Annotated in this window: 20 protein-coding genes; 19 read left to right on the forward strand and 1 reads right to left on the reverse strand. The window is 47.2% G+C overall.

Annotated features, from left to right (window positions below; translation table 11 throughout):
- Nucleotides 1-37 precede the first annotated feature (37 nt).
- The gene (gene gntK / locus MKY54_RS00770; RefSeq protein WP_076303380.1) at nucleotides 38-1,567 is read right to left on the reverse strand and encodes a gluconokinase; all 1,530 of its coding nucleotides are present in this window, start codon (nucleotides 1,565-1,567) and stop codon (nucleotides 38-40) included.
- Between the two features lie 280 nt (nucleotides 1,568-1,847).
- Here gntK and MKY54_RS00775 point away from each other — a divergent pair, with 280 nt between their 5' ends.
- The 19 genes from MKY54_RS00775 (at nucleotide 1,848) to MKY54_RS00865 (ending at nucleotide 23,457) form a co-directional block, all read left to right on the forward strand.
- On the forward strand, nucleotides 1,848-3,065 hold the full coding sequence (locus tag MKY54_RS00775) for an ATP phosphoribosyltransferase regulatory subunit (RefSeq protein ID WP_036687060.1): 1,218 nt from the start codon (nucleotides 1,848-1,850) through the stop codon (nucleotides 3,063-3,065).
- A gap of 69 nt (nucleotides 3,066-3,134) precedes the next feature.
- Nucleotides 3,135-3,773, forward strand: coding sequence for an ATP phosphoribosyltransferase (gene hisG, locus MKY54_RS00780; protein WP_036687062.1), 639 nt, complete (start codon nucleotides 3,135-3,137; stop codon nucleotides 3,771-3,773).
- Nucleotides 3,774-3,811: 38 nt separating this feature from the next.
- Nucleotides 3,812-5,122 (forward strand): histidinol dehydrogenase, encoded by a 1,311-nt coding sequence (gene hisD, locus MKY54_RS00785; RefSeq protein ID WP_076126836.1) that lies wholly within the window; start codon nucleotides 3,812-3,814, stop codon nucleotides 5,120-5,122.
- Entirely contained in the window at nucleotides 5,109-5,717 is a 609-nt protein-coding gene (gene hisB / locus MKY54_RS00790; RefSeq protein WP_036687073.1) for an imidazoleglycerol-phosphate dehydratase HisB, read from the forward strand. The genes hisD and hisB overlap by 14 nt, the downstream gene beginning before the upstream one ends.
- 1 nt (nucleotide 5,718) lies before the next feature.
- On the forward strand, nucleotides 5,719-6,342 hold the full coding sequence (gene hisH, locus MKY54_RS00795) for an imidazole glycerol phosphate synthase subunit HisH (protein WP_076126837.1): 624 nt from the start codon (nucleotides 5,719-5,721) through the stop codon (nucleotides 6,340-6,342).
- A 42-nt stretch (nucleotides 6,343-6,384) separates the two neighbouring features.
- Nucleotides 6,385-7,122: a 1-(5-phosphoribosyl)-5-[(5-phosphoribosylamino)methylideneamino]imidazole-4-carboxamide isomerase gene (hisA, locus tag MKY54_RS00800; protein WP_339189097.1), complete on the forward strand. Its 738-nt coding sequence runs from the start codon at nucleotides 6,385-6,387 to the stop codon at nucleotides 7,120-7,122.
- A gap of 1,113 nt (nucleotides 7,123-8,235) precedes the next feature.
- Nucleotides 8,236-8,994: an imidazole glycerol phosphate synthase subunit HisF gene (hisF, locus tag MKY54_RS00805; RefSeq protein ID WP_036687077.1), complete on the forward strand. Its 759-nt coding sequence runs from the start codon at nucleotides 8,236-8,238 to the stop codon at nucleotides 8,992-8,994.
- On the forward strand, nucleotides 8,991-9,704 hold the full coding sequence (gene hisIE, locus MKY54_RS00810) for a bifunctional phosphoribosyl-AMP cyclohydrolase/phosphoribosyl-ATP diphosphatase HisIE (RefSeq protein ID WP_076307320.1): 714 nt from the start codon (nucleotides 8,991-8,993) through the stop codon (nucleotides 9,702-9,704). Before hisF ends, hisIE begins: the two co-directional genes overlap by 4 nt.
- Before the next feature lie 14 nt (nucleotides 9,705-9,718).
- Complete coding sequence (gene hisJ, locus MKY54_RS00815; RefSeq protein WP_076307319.1) at nucleotides 9,719-10,546, forward strand: histidinol-phosphatase HisJ; 828 nt, start codon at nucleotides 9,719-9,721, stop codon at nucleotides 10,544-10,546.
- Nucleotides 10,547-10,572: 26 nt separating this feature from the next.
- Nucleotides 10,573-11,523, forward strand: a complete 951-nt coding sequence (locus MKY54_RS00820) for a ribose-phosphate pyrophosphokinase (RefSeq protein ID WP_036687083.1) — start codon at nucleotides 10,573-10,575, stop codon at nucleotides 11,521-11,523.
- A gap of 232 nt (nucleotides 11,524-11,755) precedes the next feature.
- Nucleotides 11,756-13,495, forward strand: a complete 1,740-nt coding sequence (locus MKY54_RS00825) for a tetratricopeptide repeat protein (protein ID WP_076277720.1) — start codon at nucleotides 11,756-11,758, stop codon at nucleotides 13,493-13,495.
- 150 nt (nucleotides 13,496-13,645) lie between these two features.
- Nucleotides 13,646-14,599, forward strand: a complete 954-nt coding sequence (trxB, locus tag MKY54_RS00830; RefSeq protein WP_036687084.1) for a thioredoxin-disulfide reductase — start codon at nucleotides 13,646-13,648, stop codon at nucleotides 14,597-14,599.
- 350 nt (nucleotides 14,600-14,949) lie between these two features.
- Nucleotides 14,950-16,377: a glucuronate isomerase gene (uxaC, locus tag MKY54_RS00835; protein WP_076192647.1), complete on the forward strand. Its 1,428-nt coding sequence runs from the start codon at nucleotides 14,950-14,952 to the stop codon at nucleotides 16,375-16,377.
- Nucleotides 16,378-16,434: 57 nt separating this feature from the next.
- Entirely contained in the window at nucleotides 16,435-17,439 is a 1,005-nt protein-coding gene (locus tag MKY54_RS00840; protein WP_076126848.1) for a LacI family DNA-binding transcriptional regulator, read from the forward strand.
- A gap of 157 nt (nucleotides 17,440-17,596) precedes the next feature.
- Nucleotides 17,597-19,066: a tagaturonate reductase gene (locus tag MKY54_RS00845; RefSeq protein WP_076303373.1), complete on the forward strand. Its 1,470-nt coding sequence runs from the start codon at nucleotides 17,597-17,599 to the stop codon at nucleotides 19,064-19,066.
- A gap of 33 nt (nucleotides 19,067-19,099) precedes the next feature.
- The gene (locus MKY54_RS00850; RefSeq protein ID WP_076219204.1) at nucleotides 19,100-20,590 is read left to right on the forward strand and encodes an altronate dehydratase family protein; all 1,491 of its coding nucleotides are present in this window, start codon (nucleotides 19,100-19,102) and stop codon (nucleotides 20,588-20,590) included.
- A gap of 207 nt (nucleotides 20,591-20,797) precedes the next feature.
- A complete protein-coding gene (locus MKY54_RS00855; RefSeq protein WP_076280344.1) occupies nucleotides 20,798-21,022 on the forward strand; it encodes a DUF1858 domain-containing protein in 225 nt (74 codons plus the stop codon).
- 15 nt (nucleotides 21,023-21,037) lie between these two features.
- Nucleotides 21,038-22,297 carry a DUF438 domain-containing protein gene (locus MKY54_RS00860; RefSeq protein WP_339189102.1) on the forward strand — a complete coding sequence of 420 codons (1,260 nt, stop codon included), beginning with the start codon at nucleotides 21,038-21,040 and terminating at the stop codon, nucleotides 22,295-22,297.
- 209 nt (nucleotides 22,298-22,506) lie between these two features.
- Entirely contained in the window at nucleotides 22,507-23,457 is a 951-nt protein-coding gene (locus MKY54_RS00865) for an ROK family glucokinase (protein ID WP_036687097.1), read from the forward strand.
- Nucleotides 23,458-23,500: the final 43 nt, after the last annotated feature.

The following is a 23,500-nucleotide window of genomic DNA, read 5'->3' on the forward strand; positions in this document are numbered from 1 at the left end:
CCGTATATGCGGGTTGACCGGCGCTTTTATATTTTGTCTATTCTCCAGCTTGTTCCCGCTGAAACTCCGCAATAGCTTGATACTGGCTTTCCAGACTACGGTAGACGGAAATATAAATCGGCAGCAGCTGCTTGTACACTTTGGTATGTTCATCAATCGGATCATGCTGGTAAGTTGAACCGATCATGTCGAATACAACATCGAAGGAGTCCACACGGCCCGTTGCGTAAAGACCAAGCACTACTGCTCCGAGGCAGGAGCTTTCGATACTCTCCGGAATGATGACCTCTTGATCAAAAATATCAGACATCATCTGCCGCCAGACTGAGGAGCGGGCGAAGCCGCCTGTAGCCAAAATTTTGCTAGGACGCCCGATTTGCTCTTCCATAGCCAGCAGAACCATATACATATTGAAGATTACGCCTTCTAGTACCGAGCGAATCATATGCTCCTTATGGTGATTCATAGAAAGGCCGAAGAAGGAGCCACGAGCATCAGGATTCCACAGCGGTGCCCGTTCACCAGTTAAGTAAGGATGGAACAGAAGACCACCGCTACCTGCCGGAACTTGTTCCGCGATGCGCGTTAGAACCTCGTAAGGGTCAATGCCAAGACGTTTGGCGGTTTCGACTTCAGAAGCAGCGAACTCATCCCGTACCCAGCGGAACAACATACCGCCGTTATTAACGGGCCCTCCGATCACCCAATGTTTTGGGGTTAAGTTATAACAGAAGGTCCGTCCTTTAGGGTCGGTAAGCGGGTGATCCACTACGGTGCGAATCGCTCCGCTTGTTCCAATCGTAGCAGCCACTACACCGGGTTTAATCGCGCCTACGCCAAGGTTGGACAAGACACCATCACTGGCTCCTACGACAAAAGGTGTCGTGGGGAGCAGTAACAGCTCCTCTGCTAGACCGGGAAGCAGGCCTTGCATGATCTCTGTGGTGGGAACAAGCCGTGAGAGTTGATCTGGTGAAATATGGGCTATCTCCAGGGCCTCTTTATCCCACTCCAAAAGTTCAAGGTTGAGCATGCCTGTAGAAGAGGCAATGGAATGATCGATGATGTATTCGCCGAACAGCCGAGCGAATATGTATTCTTTTATAGAAATGAATTTATAGGCTTGTTGGAACAACTCAGGCTGCTCATCCCGAAGCCACATTAGCTTGGTAATCGGTGACATAGGATGAATAGGCGTTCCTGTGCGCAAGTACAACTCATGTCCGTTAAACTCGTTCTTCAGGCGAAGTGCAGACCCGGCACTACGGTTGTCAGCCCAAGTGATGCAGGCAGTAAGTGGTTTACCCAGCTGATCAATTGCAATGACACTGTGCATGGCTGAACTGAAAGAGACGAATAGGATCTTATCTGGAGATACGGCGCTTTGCCGCATGACATTAGAGAGGGTATGAAAGACTGCACGTAGGATTTGCTCTGGGTCCTGCTCCGCTATAGAAGGGGAGGGTTGATGCAAGGGATAACCCATATTCGCTTGTGCAACTATGGCTCCATTCTCCTCGAAGAGAACTGCCTTTGTACTTGTAGTACCAATATCAACGCCAATCATATAGGATTTAGTCAAGCGTTAGCCCTTCTTTCTAGGTGAAAGTATATTTTTAGAACACCAATTACAAAATTATGAAGTACAATCGTATTAGCTCATTATAGTATTCGATAAGCGGGGAGGCAAAAATAAAGAAAATGCCAAACGCTCAACTAAGGGTTTGATTGACGAAAAAGCAGTGAACATGATACGATATTGAAAATACTTTAATTTGCTACCACTTTACCATAGTAAAGTAAACATAAACAGTATCTAATGATAACTGACGAGGTGAACAATGAAGATGTCCAAACCAAAGGGATTTGAGAAGCCGTCTGGCGTTCGGGACTATCTGCCCCGGGCCGTAACGAAATTGCGCAAAATTGAGAACGATGTACTGCATTGCATGAGTCGCTGGGGATATCAGCAAATGATGACTCCAACGTTGGAATATTACGATACAGTTGGCGTGGCTAGCTCTACGTCCGACCAGAAGCTCTATAAATTACTTAACAATCGTGGTCAGGCTTTGGTGCTTCGATCAGAAATGACTGCCCCGGTTGCCCGTGTTGTTGCCTCTCTATTAAAGGATGAGCCACTGCCATTGCGTCTGTCATATCACGCGAATGTATTCCGTGCCATTGAGGAAGAAGCGGGGCGGGAAGCGGAGTTCTTCCAGACAGGTGTAGAGCTGGTAGGTGATGATTCACCTGAAGCTGATGCGGAGGTAGTTGCGCTTGCTATTTCTTCGCTGCAAGCCGCGGGTGTGAAGTCTTTTAAGATCGCTATGGGGCATGTAGGCTTTCTAAATGGGTTATTTCAAGAGGCACTTCCTGAACTGCCTGAGGCTCAAGAGGAGCTGAAAAGTCATTTGCTGGGCCGTGACTATGTTTCTTTCCGGGAGACTTTACGGCGGCTGGATCTTACAGAAGCGCAGAAGAACGAACTGGATGGGCTGCTGCGTCTGCGCGGAGGCAAGGAGATTTGTGGACAGGCGCTAGAGCTGAGCAATCATCCGCTCGCGCGTCATTCGATTGATCATTTGTGCAAGGTGTGGGAGGTGCTGGTCTCTTACGGCGTATCACAGCATGTACTGATTGATCTGACGATGATCGGGGACTTTTCCTATTATACTGGCATGACTTTTGAAGGTTATGCAGCGGAATTAGGATTTCCGGTATGCAGTGGTGGTAGATACGACAATCTGCTGCAACAGTTTGGGCGTCCGATCCCATCCACAGGATTTTCCTTAAAAACGAATCGCATCCTGGATGGTGTAACTGGAGTGGTCGAAGAGGAAGAGCTGCCTATTTTGATCCAATATGATGCGATTCGCAGAAAAGAAGGCTTGGAAGAGGCAACACGCCTGCGGTCAGAGGGTCATGCAGTCGTTACTAGACTTGCTGCAGGTCCAGAAGAGCTTGAAACGGTGAAGCGTTTGGATACGGACACGGTTGAAGCAGAGGGTGTACGGTACGGTGAGATCTATACATTCGTATCTTTTGTAAGTGAGCATGGCTGAGGATATCGCTAGTACAAAAAGCGATTAACATAAATTTTGCATGGAGATGGAAAAGGAGGCAACTTAACAATGGCACAGATATTGAAGGTGGCTATGCCAAAAGGCCGGATTTACGAAAAGGCTGCTGAGCTGTTCCGCCAGGCAGGTCTTCCGATTCCACCGGACGGTGAGGCATCACGCAAGCTTGTTATTCCGCTGCCTGAGGCAGGGATGGAGTTTATATTGGCGAAACCAGTAGATGTACCTACATATGTAGAATATGGCGTGGCGGATATTGGTATCGTGGGCAAGGATGTTTTGCTGGAGGAAGATCGTGATGTATACGAGCTGCTTGATCTTGGCATTGCCCGCTGCCGGATGTCGATCATCGGATTGCCGAACTGGCAGCCGGGAATTCAGCAGCGTGTAGCGACGAAATATCCGAATGTAGCTTCAAGGTATTTTAGGGAGCAGGGCCAACAGGTCGAGGTAGTGAAGCTGAATGGATCCATCGAGCTTGCACCACTGATTGGTCTGGCCGATCGTATTGTGGATATGGTAGAGACCGGGCAAACGCTGCGGGACAACGGATTAATCGAAATGAAGAGTATATTCGAAATTACAAGCCGCCTGGTGGCAAATCGTGTGAGCTATCGGATGAAAAATGAAGAGATACAGCAACTGTGTGACCGACTACAGGCAGTTATAGGGCAACCTAATTTGCGGTAGGCGGCAACAGATGTTAGGGGTAAAGGGAGGAACCAGCGATGAAGGTTGTGTCGAGCAAGGACTTTAAGCTAGAGCGGGAAGTGGAGTATGGTACGCCAGAGCAAAATCAGGCGGTAAAGGAAATTGTGGCCGCCATTAAAAAAGAAGGAGACACAGCGCTTCTTCGCTATACGGAGCAATTTGACCGGGTTGCACTTACGCCGAATCAACTGCGGGTAACGCCGGAAGAGCTTCAGGCAGCGTATGGCCGAGTAGAGCAATCTTTCGTATCTGCCATTCAAGCAGCTGCAGCCAATATCCGGGCGTTCCATGCCAGACAGAAACGGAATTCATGGATGGATTTGCAGCCGGATGGCACGATTCTGGGGCAGATTATTCGTCCGCTGAAGCGGGTAGGGGTATATGTACCTGGTGGCAAAGCAGCTTATCCCTCCTCGGTGCTGATGAACGTGATCCCAGCACAGATCGCGGGTGTGCCGGAGATCGTCATGGTGACTCCGCCATCCACCGGCGGTAAAGAAGGGATTGATCCTTACATCCTGGTTGCTGCTGCAGAAGCAGGTGTGAATGAAATCTACCGTGTGGGCGGAGCGCAGGCGGTAGCTGCTTTGGCTTTTGGGACGGAGAGCATAGCGCCGGTAGATAAAATATGTGGGCCCGGCAACATATACGTTGCGCTGGCTAAACGCGAGGTATATGGCGCCGTGGATATCGACAGTATCGCGGGTCCAAGCGAAATTGTCGTGCTGGCAGATGAGACCGCTGAGCCGGCTTATGTCGCAGCGGATCTGCTCTCGCAGGCCGAGCATGACGAGATGGCCTCGGCGATTCTGGTCACGCCATCGCAGAGCCTGGCGGATAACGTGGCGGCCGAAGTGGAGCGTCAGCTGCAAGAGCTGCCGCGTCAGGCGATCGCCCGTTCTTCGGTAGAGAATTACGGCGCGATCATTGTTGTGGAATCTATGGAGGAAGGGATCTCCGTAGTGAATAGACTGGCACCAGAGCATCTGGAGATTGTTGTCGAAGATCCTATGGGCCTCGTAGGCAGCATTGAGAATGCTGGAGCCATCTTCCTGGGAGCGTATAGCTCCGAGCCCGTGGGTGATTATTTTGCAGGGCCAAATCATATTATCCCAACCAATGGGACCGCACGTTTCTCGTCACCAGTGGATGTGGATGATTTTATTAAAAAATCAAGTCTGATCTATTACAGTAAGGAAGCACTCTTGCGTGATGGGAAGACCATTATAGAGCTGGCACGTCGCGAAGGCTTAGAAGGCCACGCACGAGCCATTGAGATTCGACTCAAGAACGAAGGAAAAGGTGGAGACGGATATGGAGAACAATAACGAACAGGCCCTGCGCCAAGCTGGATTAAGCCGTAAAACAAACGAGACGGATATAAAGTTGTCTCTTAACGTAGATGGAAGTGGAGTTTCAGAGCTGGAGACGGATGTTCCTTTTCTGAATCATATGTTGGATCTGTTCACGAAGCACGGACAATTTGACCTGTCTGTACAGGCGCGTGGAGACATCGAGATTGATGACCACCACACGGTTGAAGACATTGGGATCTGCCTAGGGCAGGCACTGCACGAAGCACTGGGTGATAAAAAAGGAATCAAACGTTATGCGAGTGTTTTTGTACCGATGGATGAGGCGTTGGCGCAGGTTGTGATCGATATCAGCAATCGCCCGCACTTTGAATATCGTGCAACCTATCCTTCACAGCAGGTGGGCAGCTTTTCGACGGAGCTTGTTCAGGAGTTCCTGTGGAAGTTCGCGCTCGAAGCACGGATTACGTTACATGTTATCGTACACTACGGTTCTAACACACACCACATGATTGAGGCTGTATTCAAAGCGCTTGGACGGGCGCTGGATGAAGCAACTTTGATTGATCCCCGTGTGAAGGGTGTGCCTTCTACGAAGGGAGTGCTGTAGGATGACTGTTGCAATCGTCGATTATGGCATGGGCAACCTGCACAGTGTGAGTAAGGCGGTAGAACGTCTCGGTTATGAGTGTGTAGTGACGGGTGATGCCGAGCAAATTCTCGCTGCTGATAGTGTCATTCTGCCAGGTGTCGGTGCATTTGGCGATGCGATGGGGCATTTGCGGGAGAATGGTTTGGATCTTGTCGTCAAACAGGTAGCCGCTGGAGAGCAGCCTCTGCTTGGGATCTGTCTTGGCATGCAGCTGTTGTTTAGCACCGGTGAAGAGCATGGCAGCCATGAGGGGCTAGATATTCTCTCGGGTTCAGTGGTGCGGTTCGCTCCTAGAGATGGCTATAAGGTGCCGCATATGGGGTGGAACAAGCTCAGCTTTAGACAGCCGGAGAATCCGCTTTTTGTTGGCCTTGAGGAGGGGCATGTGTATTTTGTCCACTCTTATCACGCGCTTGTAGCAAAAGAGAGTGATCTGCTGGCTGTCACGGATTATGGTTACCCAGTCACGGCTATTGTCGGGCAAGATAATGTGTTCGGTATGCAGTTCCATCCGGAAAAAAGCGGAGAGCTGGGAATCAAGCTGTTGGGTAATTTTTTGAAGATTAAGAGAGAGCGGGCGTAAGCCACGCTATAAATATAATGTAACGAAAGTGGGGAGCGCCAAATGTCTTCTTTTATTGTATATCCGGCGATTGATATCCGGGATGGAAAATGCGTCAGGCTGCAGCAGGGGGATTACAATCAGGAAACGATATACAATGATAGTCCACTAAAGGTGGCAAAATCATGGGAAGAGCAAGGTGGAAAGTTCATTCATTTGGTGGACTTAGATGGTGCGAAAGCGGGTCATCCTGTGAACGATGCGATTATCGGTGCTATTGCTGCTAATGCTAACGTTCCTGTGCAGGTGGGTGGCGGTCTTCGCAATCTTGCGGACGTAGAGAAATTGCTCGGACTTGGCGTTAGCCGCATTATTATCGGTACTGCTGCGATTAATGATCATGCTTTTACCGAAGAGGTATTGGCAAAATACGGCGATAAAGTCGCGATCGGCATTGATGCGCGCAACGGTTATGTTGCGACACACGGCTGGCTGAACACCTCTGAAGTACGTGCTGAAGCTCTTGCCAAGGAATTGGCGGCAAAAGGAGCCGAGACATTCATTTACACCGACATCTCCCGCGACGGGATGATGCAGGGACCGAACGTGGACGGTATCCTGTCCATGGCGCAGGCCAGCGGTAAAACTGTGATCGCGTCCGGCGGAGTCACCAGTCTTGATGATCTGTTGCGTCTGAACGTGCACAGCGGCAGCGGTGTAGGCGGAGCTATTGTTGGCAAGGCGTTATATACGGGCAATATTGATCTTTCTGGAGCTTTGCGAGCGCTTGGGCAGAAATAGCGTTGGGCGAGCGCGCTAATTGATGAGCGGATGAACAAAAAGACGACATGAGCTAGCCAAGGAATAGTGGATCAATGAAACAGACAGAACCAACGGTTAAAGAAATAGACTTAACAGTAACGTAGTGAACAAAAATCACTAAATCACCAAACTAATTAATAAACGAGCGAATGAACAAAAAGACAATAGATGAACTATTAAATGAGCAGTGGGTTAAAGAAATAGACGTAACAGTAAATGAGTAACTAATAATAATTAAATGAACGCCCAGAGAAGCAAACTAGCAAAAGTTAAACGAACAAACGAACAAACGAACAAACGAACAAACGAACAAACGAACAAACCAGCAAACCAGCAAAAGGGCTTAATAACAAAGCAACAAACCAACAAAAGAGCTAAAACAAACCAGCTGGCCAATAAAGCAACAAACCCAACTAGCTAATGTGTTTTCACTTTGCAAAAATCTCATCTCATTACGAATGGCATAACGACTTGAGCGCTGTTTCAACGAGGGATCCGGTGAAATTTTAATACCTGTGAAAATGGAGGTTACCCGCTAGCTAAAACCCGCTGCACAATCTGCTACAATAGGCGTAATGAGGCGGCGGGAAGGGTATTTTTCCTCGGATGATGATTTAAGTGTACTTTATACAGCTATTTTTCACATTTAGAGCTGATTAGCTAATTTAGTTGTATTTCGTGCAGCTATAACTCAGAGATGAGTTGCTTTATAAGCTTATCCCCAGATTTAGTTGTACGAAATGCAGTTAAAAGAGTAGCTTGCAAAAAGGTTGATAAAATAACTGCACGTTGTGCAACTAAATACTCGTGGGCTTGCAGGTGGCGTGAGCCCTTCCGACCACATAAGGGCCAAAACCGCGGAACATGAAGGTGTTATGGGTCAAGGAAGCGGCTACGAAGGGGTTAGCGATCATAGCACATGTTCAGCCGTGTGGGCTATGGTTCAGCCGGATGGACTATGATCCGCCATGCCTTCAATCGAGGTTTCCAAAGGGCAGGGGCCTTTGGGCTCCCCCTGGGCTAAGAGGGCTTTAGGGGGACGGACACACTTTAGGTGCTTGAAACGCTTTTTAAAGAAAGGGGGATTTCATAATGTTAGCAAAACGTATCATCCCCTGTCTTGACGTTAAGGATGGACGGGTAGTCAAAGGCGTTAACTTTGTGAATCTGCGTGATGCTGGAGATCCGGTAGAGCTAGCGGCGCTGTATGACCGCGAGGGCGCAGATGAGCTTGTGTTTCTCGATATATCGGCTTCCGTAGAAGGTAGAGCAACGATGATCGAGGTTGTGCGGCAGACCGCTGGTGAGATTGCCATTCCTTTTACAGTGGGTGGAGGGATCTCTACAACTGATGATATGAAAAGGATTCTTCGTGCAGGCGCAGACAAAATCGGCATTAATACGGCAGCCATCACTAATCCTCAGTTAATTTTGGACGGTGCTCGCCGATTTGGCTCCCAGTGTATTGTAGTAGCGATAGATGCTAAATATAATGAGGCTTTTGGTGAATGGGAAGTGTACACTCATGGCGGGCGTAAGCCCACCGGCATCCGTGCTCTGGCTTGGGCTAAAGAGGCTGAGAAGCTGGGCGCAGGTGAGATTTTGCTCACTAGCATGGATGCAGATGGCACAAAAGACGGCTTCGACCTGAAGCTAACCTCGGCAGTATGCGATTTGCTCAGTATTCCTGTGATTGCTTCTGGCGGCGCTGGGAAGAAGGAGCATTTTTACGATGTATTTACGGAAGGGAAAGCCGATGCGGGACTTGCGGCGACCATTTTTCACTATAAAGAGATTGCAATTAATGATTTAAAGGCAGATTTGAAGCAAAAAGGGGTAGAAATCCGATGAGCGAAACACAAAACAATACCACATTAAGCCAAAAAGAAGCTCTGGCAGGCATTCTCTGGAATGAAGCGGGTCTGGTGCCTGCCGTTGTTCAGGATGCTAGCAGTTTAGAGGTACTGATGGTTGCTTATATGAACTCCGAATCGTTACAGCTCTCACTGGAGAGTGGCCAGACTTGGTTTTGGAGCCGCTCGCGCAGCGAACTTTGGCATAAAGGCGGAACCTCAGGCAACACACAAGCTATTACCTCCATATCCTATGATTGTGATAGCGACACACTACTCGTGAAGGTTGTTCCTGAAGGACCAGCTTGCCATACTGGAGCTACGTCATGCTTTTTCCGTGAGATTCCTTTGAATAACCCAACAACGGATGCTTCGAAATCAGTGTCTAGTCTGACGGATGGTGAGCGTTTTGCTGTTCTTGGTGAGCTGGAGCGTGTGATTGCTGAACGGGAAGTGGAACGCCCGGAAGGCGCGTATACCACTTATCTGTTTGATAAAGGCGTGGATAAGATCCTCAAAAAGGTAGGCGAGGAAGCTTCCGAGACCATAATTGCCGCCAAAAATAAAGATAACGCCGAGCTGCGCCTTGAGGTCAGTGATCTGATCTATCATCTGTTGGTATTGCTGCAAGAGCGCAAGCTTCCACTGGATGAGATTATGGAAGAGTTGAGTACCCGTCACGAACGCCCACGCCGGGATCAGTACTAAGGGAGGACTGAGTGATGCATATTGATTACCACACGCATCATGAACGCTGTGGCCATGCCGTGGGTAAGCTTGAGGAGTATGTACAGCGCGGGATAGAGCTTGGACTTCAGCAGCTGGGATTATCCGACCACTTGCCGCTCATCCACGTAGATCCCGCCAGCTATTATCCAGAAATGGCTATGCCAATGGCTGAGCTGCCTCGTTATGTGGAGGAATGTCTAACCTTAAAGGAGCGTTACCGTGGAGTCATAGATCTGCGGGTGGGGCTGGAAGCCGATTATATCGAAGGCTATGAAGAGCAAATTCGCGAGATTTTGTCGCCGTATCCATGGGATTATCTTATAGGTTCTGTACATTTTCTTGGGGAGTGGGATATTACGGATCACCGCCAGGTTCATGGTTGGGAAAGCAGAGATGCGCTAGAGGTGTATCGTCTTTATTACGATGCGGTAAAGAAGTCGGCGTTATCGGGATTATATGATATTATAGGACATATGGATGTTATTAAACGGTTCGGTTATGGTCCACAAACACCGGAGGGCAAGGCTGAGGTGAGGGCGCTAGAGCTAGAGACCTTAAAGGTTATAGCGGATAGCGGAATCGCCATGGAGCTGAATGCTTCCGGACTTACGAAGCCTTGCGCTGAGATGTTCCCGGCGGAGCATCTGCTACAGGAGGCCCTAAAGCTCGGCATACCGCTGACATTAGGCTCTGATGCACATGATCCTACCAAGCTGGGGGACGGGCTGCAAGAGGCGCGTAGTATGCTTTGGCACACTGGTTTTCGTGAGCTGGCTATATTTGAGGGACGCCGCCGTACCACTGTTCAGTTCAAACTATAATAATTTATAATCCGCAGGAGGGTATTATGCATCATCAACAATTACGTATTTTTTCCGGTTCGTCGAATCCAAAGTTAGCGGCTGATATTGCGGAGCGACTTGGTGTTGAATTGGGGCAGATAAAGCTGACCCGCTTCATGAGCGGCGAGATTTACGTGCATTACGAAGAAAGCATCCGGAACTGCGACGTATTTTTGGTGCAATCCCTTTCGCATCCCATTAATGAGATGTTCGTGGAGCTGCTGGTGATGATAGATGCTGCCAAACGGGCTTCAGCTCGTACAGTGAACATTATTGTGCCGTATTATGGATATGCTCGGCAGGAGCGGAAGTCCGCACCCCGTGAGCCGATCTCGGCTAAGATGGTGGCTGATGTGCTGACGACCGCTGGAGCAACCCGCGTAATCACCATCGATTTGCACGCAGCGGCGATTCAAGGCTTTTTCAACATTCCGGTCGATCATCTGACTGCACTCGATTTGATCAGCAGCCATTTGAAAGCCAAGGCAATGTCTGATCTGGTCATTGTTTCCCCGGATGCAGGGCGTGCGTCTATGGCTGAGAAGCTGGCGAATAAGCTGGATTCACCTTTTGCCATTATGATCAAGAAGCGCCCAGCCCATAATGAATCGGTAATCACTCATGTCATTGGTGATGTCGAGGGACGGACACCTATCATTATTGAGGATCTGATCGATACTGGGACGACCATTGTGAATGTGGTAGAAGGTCTGAAGGAGAGAGGTGCGAAGGACAGTATTGTCTGCGCGACGCACGGATTATTCTCAGGGCCCGCGCTACAGCGGCTTGACCATCCTTCTATTCAGGAAGTGGTTACGACAGATTCTATTGCACTACCTGATGACCATTCAAGTCGGTTTACAGTATTATCTGTTGCACCGATGCTTGCTCAGGCCACACACATCATCCTCGAGGGTGGTTCGATCGATAAGCTATTTAGAGACGCGGGAATTTAATTCCCCGTCTTTTTTATTTTTTGTCAAAAAAGATGTTGTAAGCAGAGTGGTAGAGTCTTTCTCAACTTGAGATTCTCGCTGTCACATGTGGTATACTGTGTGGAGATACCCGCGCCCAATAAGGGAACGGAATAGCGATTAAGGATGGAGCTCCGGCATACCCCATAGGGCGCCGCCCTCCTATTTTTCGTTAGTATAAGGAAGCTTCTTATAAGGGAGGTGCCTTGCTTCCATGATTGAGAGAACTTCAGAGTATGAACTGGGGAATGATAATGTGATTCCTGTAACTCTGAATGCCAATTTTTTCTTTGAAAGAGCCGTTCGGTCCTTGGATCGCTTTCAATATGATAAGGCATTAAAGAATTTTCGCAAAGCTGTAGAGTACGAGCCGGAGAATCCGGTCAATCATTGCAACGTGGCTGGCGTATTATCAGAAATGGGTAATTATGAAGCGTCCAACGACATTTTAACCCATGTACTGGAGAATATTGATCCGGCAATGACGGAATGTTATTTCTATATGGCTAACAACTTCGCCAATATGGAAAGCTATGAGGAGGCAGAACGCTCACTCGTCACTTATCTCGAAGAAGATGTGAACGGTGAATTTCTGGCCGAATCGGAAGAATTGATGGAGCTGCTGCAATATGAGCTGGACCGTCCTGCTCCACTTATCCGGATTAGAAGCCGGGAAGGTGTAATAGAGCATGAGCGAGCCCGAGCACTGTTGGAGGAGGGCAAGTTTACACAAGCCGTCACTTTGCTTGAAGAGATTGTGAGCAATACGCCTGACTTCCTGGCGGCACATAACAACCTAGCCCTAGCGTATTTTTATATGGGTCGTTTTACCAAAGCTAAGGAATGTATTATGCGGGTGCTGGAGCTGGATTCCGGGAATTTGCATGCACTCTGTAACTTAGCGATCTTCCTTCAGTATGAAGGTGACCGCGGGCAACTGGATGGATTGTTACACCTTCTGGAGACCACCATTCCGTTTCATCAGGAGCATCTGTTCAAAATGGCCACCACCATGGGGATTCTGGGACGCCATAGAACCGCCTATGGCCATTTTAGACGTCTGTTGAAGGATGAAGAGGTCGGTGGCGACGCCAGTCTCTATCATTACTGTGCGGCAGCTGCCAGCAATAGTGGCCTGTATACAGAAGCCCAACGCTGCTGGCAGAAGGCGGCTAAGCTCGATCCGGAATCGGCTGTGCCGAGATTTTTTCTGGCTCAGCTGCAGCAGGCGCAGGGGGAAGGTAAAACGCTGTCGCTGGTCAGCTACAACTATCAGCTTCCTTTTCAGGAGCAGCTGAAGCTGTGGAAGGACAACAAGGGCAGCTTTACCGAAGAGGTGCGGAACAATCCGCTGCTTCGCTCTTCCTTCTTCTGGGCGCTCCGCTACGGGGATGCCAATACGAAGCTTCAGGTTACAGAAGCTCTGCGGTGGATCGAAGATGAAGAGATGTCCGAAATTCTGCAAGGACTTCTAAAGCAGCAGCCCTTGCAGGAAGAAAAGCTGCAAGAAGCGGCACTTCTTAGTCTGCAGCGGCTGATTGGAAGTGTTCCTGAAGAGAATGTGCTTCAGGAAGTCAAAGAAACCTCTTCCCCGCGTCTGAAGGGACTGCCGGAATGGAGAGAGGATTGGCAGAAAGTTATCGACCAGACCCTTAGTATGATGGATCGAAGATATGATGCAATCCACAAAAAAGATGCTGAATTACTGTGGAAGCAATTTCTGAGCAGCCTTTATCCGGATGTTCCGTTTATCCGTCATGCGAATGGCTGGTGTGCTGCCTTAGAATATCTAATTGCTAAAACGCATAACCTGCCGGTCACCTACCGTGAAGTAGCCCAGCGTTACAATGTTTCCGTTTCTATGGTCAGTCGTTATGCTCGGCGCATAGATGAGGAATGTAGTTTCGAGGGAAGTGTGAGCGACAGCCTTCCGCCATTTACCGAGAATATCTAAATCGATCATGTAGTATTTCGTAGAAACGGAGCCCTTTTTATATGTCTTGCGTAACGCTAATGTTCCTTATAGGGGCACCGAAGGCGGCTATGCTTGCCAAAAAAGGGCCCGTTTCTTCTAAATAAACCCTATTGTGAGGAGGCCACTGTTATGTACAAAACGATTGTAATCGGAACAGGCCCAGCCGGGCTTACTGCTGCAATTTATTTGGCACGTGCCAACCTAAACCCACTTGTGATTGAAGGTATGCAACCAGGTGGACAACTGACAACGACAACAGAAGTCGAGAACTTCCCAGGCTTTCCTGAAGGAATTCTAGGCCCGGATTTAATGGACAACATGCGCAAGCAGGCTGAACGTTTTGGGGCTGAATTTAAGAATGGTTGGGTGGATTCAGTTGATTTTTCACAGCGTCCATTTAAAGTGACTGTAGATGGATTGGGAGTATTAGAGGCGGAGTCAGTGATCATCTCAACCGGCGCATCTGCCAGATATTTAGGAATCCCCGGGGAGCAGGAGAATGTGGGCCGTGGGGTCAGCACTTGTGCTACTTGTGACGGATTCTTTTTCCGTGGCAAAAAGATTATTGTCGTCGGTGGTGGAGATTCTGCGATGGAAGAAGCCAGCTTTTTAACCCGATTCGCTTCCAATGTAACATTGGTTCACCGTCGTGATGAGCTTAGAGCTTCGAAGATTATGCAGGCTCGCGCACGGGATAACAGTAAGGTATCGTGGGCTCTTAACCGTACACCGCTTGAGGTTACAACCGACGAGTCTGGCGTTAAGGGGCTGACGGTTCGCAACAATGAGACGGGAATTGATGAACTCATCGAAGCGGACGGAGTGTTTGTCGCGATCGGGCACACGCCGAACACCGGATTTTTAGGGGGGCAAATTACGACCGATACCAACGGCTACATTGTGGTCAACCCTGGAACGACAGAAACGAACATCCCGGGCGTATTCGCTTGTGGCGACGTGCAGGATACCCGTTATCGTCAGGCAATTTCCGCAGCGGGATCTGGCTGTATGGCAGCAATGGATGCTGAGAAGTACCTAGAGGGCACGATGGTGCATGACTGGAGCGAAACACTGGATAGTTAATTTTGCGAGAAATCGTAGTCGATGACATATAAGCAGGTTATCCTTTTTCTAAAGGGTTGCCTGCTTTTTTCAATATTGGCGGGGCCGTGTCCAGATATTAAATATGTTGTTTATTTATTACCGCTCGGAAGTTAAAATAACTGTAACAATGTCTTTATAAAAAGACTTGCGCATTTTAAAAATACGTTTACAATGAAGATATAATGTTAACGTGAACAATTTACACAAACCCTATTATAAACAATAATTTTAAGTTTAAAATATTTATTAAGAAATCGACCGATTGAATAAATGTTCACGTTAAACTTTGTGTAACTCCCATTCGAACTTAAAGGAGAGCAGCAAACCTCATGAGTAAAAAATTCATGGATGAGAACTTCCTATTGTCGAGCGAGACCGCAATTAAGCTGTTTCATCATCATGCGAAAGACATGCCCATTATCGATTATCATTGCCACCTCAGTCCAAAAGAAATTTATGAGAACAAAACGTTCAACAATATCACCGAAGCTTGGCTGTATGGCGACCATTATAAATGGAGAGTGATGCGCGCTAACGGTATAGAAGAGAAATTCATTACTGGCGATGCCAGTGATTATGATAAATTTTTAGCTTGGGCTAGAACGGTTCCGATGATTATCGGGAATCCGCTATACCATTGGACGCATCTGGAGCTGCAACGTTTCTTCGGTGTATATGAGTTGCTGAATGAAGCTAACGCACCAAAAATTTGGGATGAAGTGAATAGACAGTTACAGGGTGAAGGATACGGAGCAAGAGATTTGATCATTAAATCGAAGGTGACTACGGTTTGTACTACCGATGATCCTGTAGATAATCTGGAATATCATGAGAAAATCAGTAATCTGAGTGGATTCAATGCTAGCGTTGTGCCGGGATTCCGGCCAGATAAAGCGCTTGAAATCAACCGTCCTACCTTCCAGCCTTGGGTAGCTCAGCTAAGCGAAGTTTCGGGAATGGCTGTTAAGAATTACGGACAGTTTCTTGCAGCATTGGAGAGCAGAGTGAGATTCTTCCACGCCAGAGCCGGCCGTGTATCTGACCATGCTTTGGATGCGGTAATGTTTGAGCCTACTACCTTGGAGGAAGCTACAGCTATATTCGCTAAAGCACTTTATGAAGGCACTGTAAGTGAGAGTGAAGAAAAGAAATATAAAGGATTCACGCTAGTATTCCTCGGCAAATTGTATAACGAGCTGGATTGGGCGATGCAATTCCATATTCATGCGCTACGGAATAACAACAGCGTAATGTTCGGACGTCTCGGACCTGACACGGGTTATGATTCTATCAATGACGGCGTGATTGCTAAGCCTTTGGCGGGTCTGCTCGATGCGCTGGATCGTGAGAATGCGTTGCCTAAGACCATTTTGTACTCATTGAACCCTAATGATAATCATGTTATTGCCAGTCTAATGGGTAGCTTCCAGGGCGGCGGTATTCCAGGGAAGATTCAATTCGGAACCGCATGGTGGTACAACGATAATAAAGACGGCATGCTGGAACAGATGAAGACACTTGCTAATCTAGGCGTACTTAGCCAATTTGTTGGGATGTTAACAGACTCCAGAAGCTTTTTATCGTATACCAGACATGAGTACTTTAGAAGAATCTTGTGTGATCTAGTAGGCTCTTGGGTAGAAGCTGGAGAAGCCCCGGATGATATGGAGTTACTGGGCAGTATGATTGAGAACATCTGTTACAATAACGCTGATCATTATTTTAATTTCTCGAAACAGGCATTGGTGACTAGGTAATCGTTATGATATCCTTACATGGAAGAGCCAAACCCGTTTAATAAGGAAGGTTGACCCATGGCACCTACAATCAAGGATATCGCCAAATTGGCGAATGTATCGCATACAACTGTATCGAGAGCACTTAACAATAGTCCACTAATTAAAGAGGTCACACGTAAAAAAATTGCCGAGATCGCTGCGCAAGTGGGTTACGTCCCTAATTACAATGCCAAAAGCCTTGTGATGCAGCGATCCTATACCATTGGTCTGTTCTTCACGAGTATTGCCAACGGCACAACTTCTGGTTTCTTCTCTGATACGATTCGTGGTGTAAATAGGGTCATAGATGTAGAGTACAATCTGTTCATCCGTGGGATCGACGATTATGCGGATTACTCCTCTATTCATCGCAAACGTTTTGATGGAATTATTCTAATGAGCCAGAGTGAAGCCGATAATAAATTCATTTACCATGTTGTCCAGCAAGGCATTCCAATCGTTGTGCTGAACCGGCAAATTGATGACCGTTCCATTATCAACATCATCTCGAACGACCGGGAAGGTGCTTATAATGCAGGCAAATACCTGATCGAAAACGGGCATCAAGACATTGCAATTATTGAAGGTGTCGAGGGCTTTAAATCCACACAGGAACGCAGAGATGGCTTTATAAAAGCTTTGATTGACCATAATATCCCTGTTCGTAATGACTACATGATAAGCGGTAGTTATGATATGCAAAGTGGATATGAGGCGATGGGCAAGCTGCTGGATCTCGAGAAGCCACCGACTGCTGTATTTTGCTCCAATGATGATATGGCGATCGGGGCTATGAAAGGCGTGTTTGAGCGAGGGCTGCAGGTGCCAAATGATATCTCTGTTGTTGGTTTTGACGACATTGGGTTTTCACTTTTTGCCAATCCTTCACTCACCACGGTCAAACGTCCTATTGAGAAGATTAGTGAGCAAGGCGCTCGCCAGCTGTTAAGCTTGGTCAAGGAACCCTCAGAAAAAGACGGGCGGATCTCGATCGAGACAGAGCTTATTGCCAGAGAATCAGTCAGGAAATTGCAGAAGTAGAGGCTGCGCATAGCAGCCTAATCCTTTACCTTCGTAAAGGATTGCTATCTAAAATTTTCACGTGTGCATATATTTAATTTATTAGTAATATAAATATGATTTTATATAGTTTATTTAATAAGTTTATCGTGTGCATTTACTATTAGGAGGCGTTAATATGAAAAGATTAAATAGTGATAATTGGACAGCTTACAAGCAGTATCCTGAGAAGGTTCTACAATTTGGCGAAGGCAATTTCATGCGCGCCTTTGTAGATTGGCAGATTCATACCATGAATCAAAAAACGGATTTCAATGGTGGAGTGGTTGTTGTACAGCCATTGGCTAACGGACTGGCAGAAATGCTGAATGATCAGGATGGGCTGTATACCCTTTATCTGCAAGGCATTAAAGACGGAGCGGCTGTAAAAGAACACGAGGTAATTAATTGTATTACGCGGACGCTTAATCCCTATTCACAGCATGAGGAGTATATGAAGCTGGCTGAGAACCCAGAGCTGCGCTTTATCGTGTCTAATACTACTGAAGCGGGAATTGCTTTTGAAGCTGGCGACAAGTTAACCGATACGCCGCAGAGTAGTTTCCCAGGCAAGCTGACGGCCTTATTGTACAAACGTTATCAAACTTTTAATGGGGAGGCTTCTAAAGGTTTTATCATCATTCCATGCGAGCTGATTGACCGGAATGGTGATGAACTCAAAAAGGTTATTTTGAAATATGCTGAGCTGTGGAATCTTGGAGAAGGTTTTGTGAACTGGTTGAATGAAGCTAATACCTTCTGCTGCAGTCTGGTGGACCGCATTGTTCCCGGTTATCCAAGAGACAGCATTGCCGAGATTACAGAAGAGCTGGGTTATGAGGATAAGCTGGTCGTTGTCGGCGAGCAATTCCATCTTTGGGTGATTGAAGGGCCACAGTGGATTAAAAAGGAGTTCCCGGCTGAACTAGCAGGTCTTAATGTGCTGGTGGTGGATGACATGGCCCCTTATCGCACTCGTAAAGTGAGAATTTTAAACGGAGCTCATACAGCTATGACACCAGTAGCGTATTTGTACGGTATTGATACGGTTGCTGAAGCCATTGAGCACGAAGAGGTTGGGGCGTACGTGAAGTCCTTAATCTATGATGAGATTATTCCAACGCTGGATCTGCCGGCAGAGGAATTGAATTCTTTTGCAGACGCGGTATTAGAAAGATTCCTGAACCCTTATGTGCAGCATTACTTGATGAGCATTTCCCTTAATTCTATATCGAAGTTTAAGACAAGAGATCTGCCTTCTTTACTGCAATATGTAGAGGCCAAAGGACAATTGCCTGAAAAGCTTGTCTTCTCATTGAGCGCATTAATTGCCTTCTATAGAGGACGCAGAGGGGAAGAAAACATTCAACTGGCTGATGATGCGGATATTTTGGAATGGTTCGCCTCCTTATGGGGAGGATGGGATGGCACAGACACCGGGCTGCGCGCACTGGCCGTCGAAGTACTTGCCGCAACCAATCGCTGGGGCTGTGACCTGAATGAAGTGTCTGGACTTACTGACAAGGTGACAGAAGGACTGATTGCGATTGAGAAAAATGGCATGAAGCAAGCCTTAAAAGCGTTCGTGAAGAGACCGGCACACAACTAATACCCTGGAGGTGACAATGATATGATCAAGACGATGAAAGAAGTATTGCAGATTAATGAGGCTGATAATGTCGCTGTTGCACTAAAAGACTATAAAGCAGGCGACACCATTGTGATTGGTTCAAAAGAGATTAAAATTACTGAAGATATCGCTAGAGGCCATAAAATTGCACTATCCAGCATTAGCGAAGGTGAAAATGTATTGAAATATGGTTACCCCATTGGTCATGCTATAGCGTCTATCGCGCCGGGGCAGTGGGTGCATACCCATAACACTAAGACAAACCTAACAGGGGTAGAGGAATATACCTTTGAGCAGAAGCTGACGCCGAATCCTTTTGCAGCGGAGAATTTGACCTTTAAGGGCTATCGCCGCTTTGATGGATCTGTAGGTATCCGCAATGAGCTGTGGATCGTCCCTACTGTTGGTTGTGTGAATGGAGTGGCGGAGCAGATCATCAATATTTTCAAAGCAGAGGTTGGAGATATCGCACCTTTCGATAACGTGCTCGTGCTTAAGCATAACTACGGTTGCTCCCAGCTGGGCGATGATCATGACAATACACGTACGATTCTGGCTAACGCGGTTAAACACCCGAATGCGGGCGGCGTGCTTGTGCTCGGATTGGGCTGTGAGAATAACAATTTGCATATTTTTAAAGACATGCTGGGCAGCTATGATGAGGATCGTGTGCGTTTCCTTGTCTCCCAGGAGGTTGGGAATGAGATTGAAGAAGGCGTGAAGCTGCTGAAGGAAATCTACAATAATGTACAAGGTGATCAACGGGAAGAGGTATCACTCTCCGAGCTGAAGATCGGTCTGAAATGTGGAGGCTCCGACGGGTTATCCGGTATTACTGCGAATCCGCTCCTTGGACGTCTGTCTGATTATATGGCTGCTCAAGGCGGGACCACTGTACTGACAGAAGTGCCTGAAATGTTTGGTGCCGAAAAAATTCTAATGGAACGTGCTGCGGACGAAACTATTTTCAACAAAATTGTCGATCTCATTAATGACTTTAAGCAGTATTTTATGGACTATAAACAGCCGGTATATGAAAATCCTTCTCCAGGAAATAAAGCCGGAGGAATTACTACGCTTGAGGATAAATCATTGGGTTGTACTCAAAAATCCGGGAACGCTACAGTTATGGATGTCCTCAAGTACGGGGAGCTTATCACTAATAAAGGCTTAAATCTCCTTAACGCACCTGGCAATGATCTTGTGGCTTCCTCTGCACTGGCTGCTGCTGGCTGCCAATTGGTGATCTTTACGACCGGGCGGGGAACACCATTTGGTACATTCGTGCCAACGATGAAGGTATCTACCAATACCCCATTGTATGAAGGCAAACGTCATTGGATCGATTTTAATGCAGGTGTGTTGGTGGAAGATGGTTCTCCAGATGAGGTCCTGCGCAGCTTCATAAACTATATTATTGCGGTGGCCAGCGGTGAATGGGTTAATAATGAAAAGAATAATTTCCGTGAGATCTCCATATTCAAAACAGGAGTAACGCTATAATAAATCATTAATTAATGACAAATCAGGCTGTCTCTTATGCTTTTTAAGCGTAGGGGGCAGTTTTTTTAGGTTCACAGCATACATAATCCGTCTTAAAAAGAACGATAATTGCTTTCTTTTGAATTAGTGATTGCAATCACAATGGTCCTGTACGGCCTGTGCTAATCTTTTATTGAGAATAGTTCTCACATAAAGGAGAAGAGTCAGATGGAAAAAGTGCTGAGTTTGGATGAATCTATATTCGAGATGGTATCACGGCATCCGGAGGTCATCGAGATTATGGTAGAGCTGGGCTTTAAGGATATTGCCAAGCCTGGCATGCTGCAGACTGCTGGCCGTTTCATGACCTTATCCAAAGGAATTAAGCTGAAAAAAATGGATCTCGAGCACGTGAAGCAAACTTTTGAACGTCATGGTTTCGAGATTATTTAATAAAGGAGTGTTAATATGAGCGAACTGATTAACAACCGTGAAGTTGATGTGCCGGAACAGACTCGTCGCCAGGCTATGCTTAAGGAGATTATTAAAGAGCTGCATGCAGGGAAAAGTGTAGAAGAGGTTAAGGCGCGATTCGCTGAAGCTGTGGGTGATGTTACCGTAGCGGAGATTTCCGCGATGGAGCATTCATTAATGACCGAAGAAGGAATTCCGGTATCCGAGGTCCAACGTCTTTGTTCGGTGCATACAGCCATCTTTAAAGGCTCTATTGAGCAAATTCACCGCTCGTCCCAGCCCGAGGAGCAGCCAGGCCATCCAGTACACACCTTCAAATTGGAGAATCGTGAGATCGAAAAACTTGTTAACTTCCGCATGGATCTGCACGCAACAAAGTTTCAAAAGAATGATAGTGAGGAACTGATCTTCAAATTGTTGGAGGATCTTAGCTTGCTGCTGGATCTTGATAAACACTATAGCCGAAAAGAAAATCTGCTGTTCCCATACCTCGAAAAATACGGCATTTATGGCCCAACCAAGGTAATGTGGGGAGTGGATGATAATATCCGCCGTATGATTAAAGAGGCAAAAGCTGCGCTCAGCACTTATAGCGGAAACGCAACAGAAATAGGCATTCAGCTTGAGGAGATCATCAAGGAAGTTAATGAAATGATCTTTAAGGAAGAAAATATTCTATTGCCCATGGCCCTGGACAAACTGACGGAAGATGAATGGGTCAAAATCGCCCGGGAGAGTGATGAGATCGGGTTCTGCCTAACCGCACCGGAGCAGGAGTGGATCCCTGAGCGGGCCGCTGAGCCGGACGGCGCAGTGCTGGAAGAAACAGAAGGAGCTACGCCGTCCGGCGGGTTCATCCGTTTTGAGACAGGGTTGTTGTCACTGCATCAGCTGGAGACCGTACTCAACCATCTTCCTGTAGATCTAACCTTCATTGATGAGAATGATGTTGTCCGATATTTTTCACATGGGAAGGAACGTATCTTTGCCCGAACTAAAGCGGTTATCGGCCGTACAGTACAGAACTGTCATCCCCCGCAAAGTGTTCATGTGGTAGAGAAGCTTTTGGAAGACTTTAAGGCAGGCCGTAAGGATGCTGAAGACTTCTGGATCAATATCAAGGATAAGTTTATCTACATCCGTTACTTCGCTGTACGAGACGAGTCAGGCCAATATATGGGCACGCTAGAGTTCACACAGAATATCGCTCCAATCCGAGCATTAGAGGGCCAAAAGCGCATTTTATCAGAATAAATCGGTGCGTTGGGTTATTTTCCAGATAATAATATAGGTACAAGACTCTCTTACTTAGGCGTAAGGGGGTCTTTTTAGAATATAATAGAGTATACTCTTAAAATAAGGAATTCCCGGGTGTGTTGTCTTTCCTTGACCACAGAGAGGGCTTCTATTATAGTTGGTACTTAGGATTAACTATTTTAGTATAAAAAAAGGTGGCTTGTTACATGTCTGAGAATATCTACGTTGGCGTGGATTTGGGTGGAACTGCAATTAAGGTTGGAATCTGTAATGCTGAAGGTACCCTTCTTCATACTTATGAGGGACCTACAGGAACTGCAGAGGGTGTCGATACTGTTATCGATAATATCGAGAAGTATGTACGCCAAATTGTGGAGGATTCCCCGTACTCTTGGGATCAGCTTGCAGGTGTAGGAGCGGGTGTAGCCGGGTTCACAAATATTCGTGAAGGAATCATCATCCTTGCGCCTAACATAGGATTTAGAGATGTGCCGATCCGTTCCATTTTGGAAGATCGTTGGAACAAGCCTGTCAAAATAGACAATGATGCGAATGTGGCTGCACTGGGCGAAGCTTGGAGCGGTGCGGGACGTGGCGTTGATAACTGTGTCTGCTATACGCTTGGAACAGGTGTCGGTGGCGGAATTATTATTAATGGAAAGATTTATCAAGGCTTTGCGGGATTAGCTGGTGAGCTTGGTCATATCACAGTAGTGCCGGATCTGGAAGCTATTCAATGCGGCTGTGGCAACATGGGCTGTCTGGAAACCGTTTCCTCCGCTACAGGTATTATCCGCATGGCTAATGATGCAGTAGCTCGTGGCGATCGTACTTCCCTCTCTATGGTAGAGAAGATTGCTGCGAAAGAAGTCTTTGATGCGGCTAAGGCTGGCGATGAAGTAGCTATCCGTATAGTAAATCGTGCAGCGTACTATCTGGGTAAATCCATGGCTTCTGTTGCGGCTGTGCTTAACCCTGAAGTATTTATCGTTGGCGGCGGTGTGTCTAAGGCTGGAGATATTCTATTTGATGAGGTTCGTCGTGTGTTTGCGAAATTGACACCGGCTCCGCTTCAAACTGGTGTTTCGATTATTCCAGCTGAGCTTGGCAATGACGCAGGTATTGTTGGGGCTGCCGGCCTTTTGCTGCGTTCTTAAAAGACGGGAAGTATTCATATACTAAATCTAGGGAGGGGACGCT

It is taken from the genome of Paenibacillus sp. FSL P2-0121 (genome assembly GCF_037975345.1).
Taxonomy (GTDB): Bacteria; Bacillota; Bacilli; order Paenibacillales; family Paenibacillaceae; genus Paenibacillus_AQ; species Paenibacillus_AQ odorifer.

What these genes read in the sequence shown, in the direction of transcription:
- MKY54_RS00855 (WP_076280344.1), top strand. Translation starts at nt 20,798, where the DNA reads ATGGAAAAAGTGCTGAGTTTGGATGAATCTATATTCGAGATGGTATCA.
- hisF (WP_036687077.1), top strand. Translation starts at nt 8,236, where the DNA reads ATGTTAGCAAAACGTATCATCCCCTGTCTTGACGTTAAGGATGGACGG.
- MKY54_RS00865 (WP_036687097.1), top strand. Translation starts at nt 22,507, where the DNA reads ATGTCTGAGAATATCTACGTTGGCGTGGATTTGGGTGGAACTGCAATT.
- MKY54_RS00840 (WP_076126848.1), top strand. Translation starts at nt 16,435, where the DNA reads ATGGCACCTACAATCAAGGATATCGCCAAATTGGCGAATGTATCGCAT.
- hisH (WP_076126837.1), top strand. Translation starts at nt 5,719, where the DNA reads ATGACTGTTGCAATCGTCGATTATGGCATGGGCAACCTGCACAGTGTG.
- MKY54_RS00850 (WP_076219204.1), top strand. Translation starts at nt 19,100, where the DNA reads ATGAAAGAAGTATTGCAGATTAATGAGGCTGATAATGTCGCTGTTGCA.
- MKY54_RS00775 (WP_036687060.1), top strand. Translation starts at nt 1,848, where the DNA reads ATGTCCAAACCAAAGGGATTTGAGAAGCCGTCTGGCGTTCGGGACTAT.
- MKY54_RS00860 (WP_339189102.1), top strand. Translation starts at nt 21,038, where the DNA reads ATGAGCGAACTGATTAACAACCGTGAAGTTGATGTGCCGGAACAGACT.
- hisD (WP_076126836.1), top strand. Translation starts at nt 3,812, where the DNA reads ATGAAGGTTGTGTCGAGCAAGGACTTTAAGCTAGAGCGGGAAGTGGAG.
- gntK (WP_076303380.1), bottom strand. Translation starts at nt 1,567, where the DNA reads ATGATTGGCGTTGATATTGGTACTACAAGTACAAAGGCAGTTCTCTTC.
- MKY54_RS00845 (WP_076303373.1), top strand. Translation starts at nt 17,597, where the DNA reads ATGAAAAGATTAAATAGTGATAATTGGACAGCTTACAAGCAGTATCCT.
- MKY54_RS00820 (WP_036687083.1), top strand. Translation starts at nt 10,573, where the DNA reads ATGCATCATCAACAATTACGTATTTTTTCCGGTTCGTCGAATCCAAAG.
- uxaC (WP_076192647.1), top strand. Translation starts at nt 14,950, where the DNA reads ATGAGTAAAAAATTCATGGATGAGAACTTCCTATTGTCGAGCGAGACC.
- hisIE (WP_076307320.1), top strand. Translation starts at nt 8,991, where the DNA reads ATGAGCGAAACACAAAACAATACCACATTAAGCCAAAAAGAAGCTCTG.
- hisJ (WP_076307319.1), top strand. Translation starts at nt 9,719, where the DNA reads ATGCATATTGATTACCACACGCATCATGAACGCTGTGGCCATGCCGTG.
- hisG (WP_036687062.1), top strand. Translation starts at nt 3,135, where the DNA reads ATGGCACAGATATTGAAGGTGGCTATGCCAAAAGGCCGGATTTACGAA.
- MKY54_RS00825 (WP_076277720.1), top strand. Translation starts at nt 11,756, where the DNA reads ATGATTGAGAGAACTTCAGAGTATGAACTGGGGAATGATAATGTGATT.
- hisB (WP_036687073.1), top strand. Translation starts at nt 5,109, where the DNA reads ATGGAGAACAATAACGAACAGGCCCTGCGCCAAGCTGGATTAAGCCGT.
- hisA (WP_339189097.1), top strand. Translation starts at nt 6,385, where the DNA reads ATGTCTTCTTTTATTGTATATCCGGCGATTGATATCCGGGATGGAAAA.
- trxB (WP_036687084.1), top strand. Translation starts at nt 13,646, where the DNA reads ATGTACAAAACGATTGTAATCGGAACAGGCCCAGCCGGGCTTACTGCT.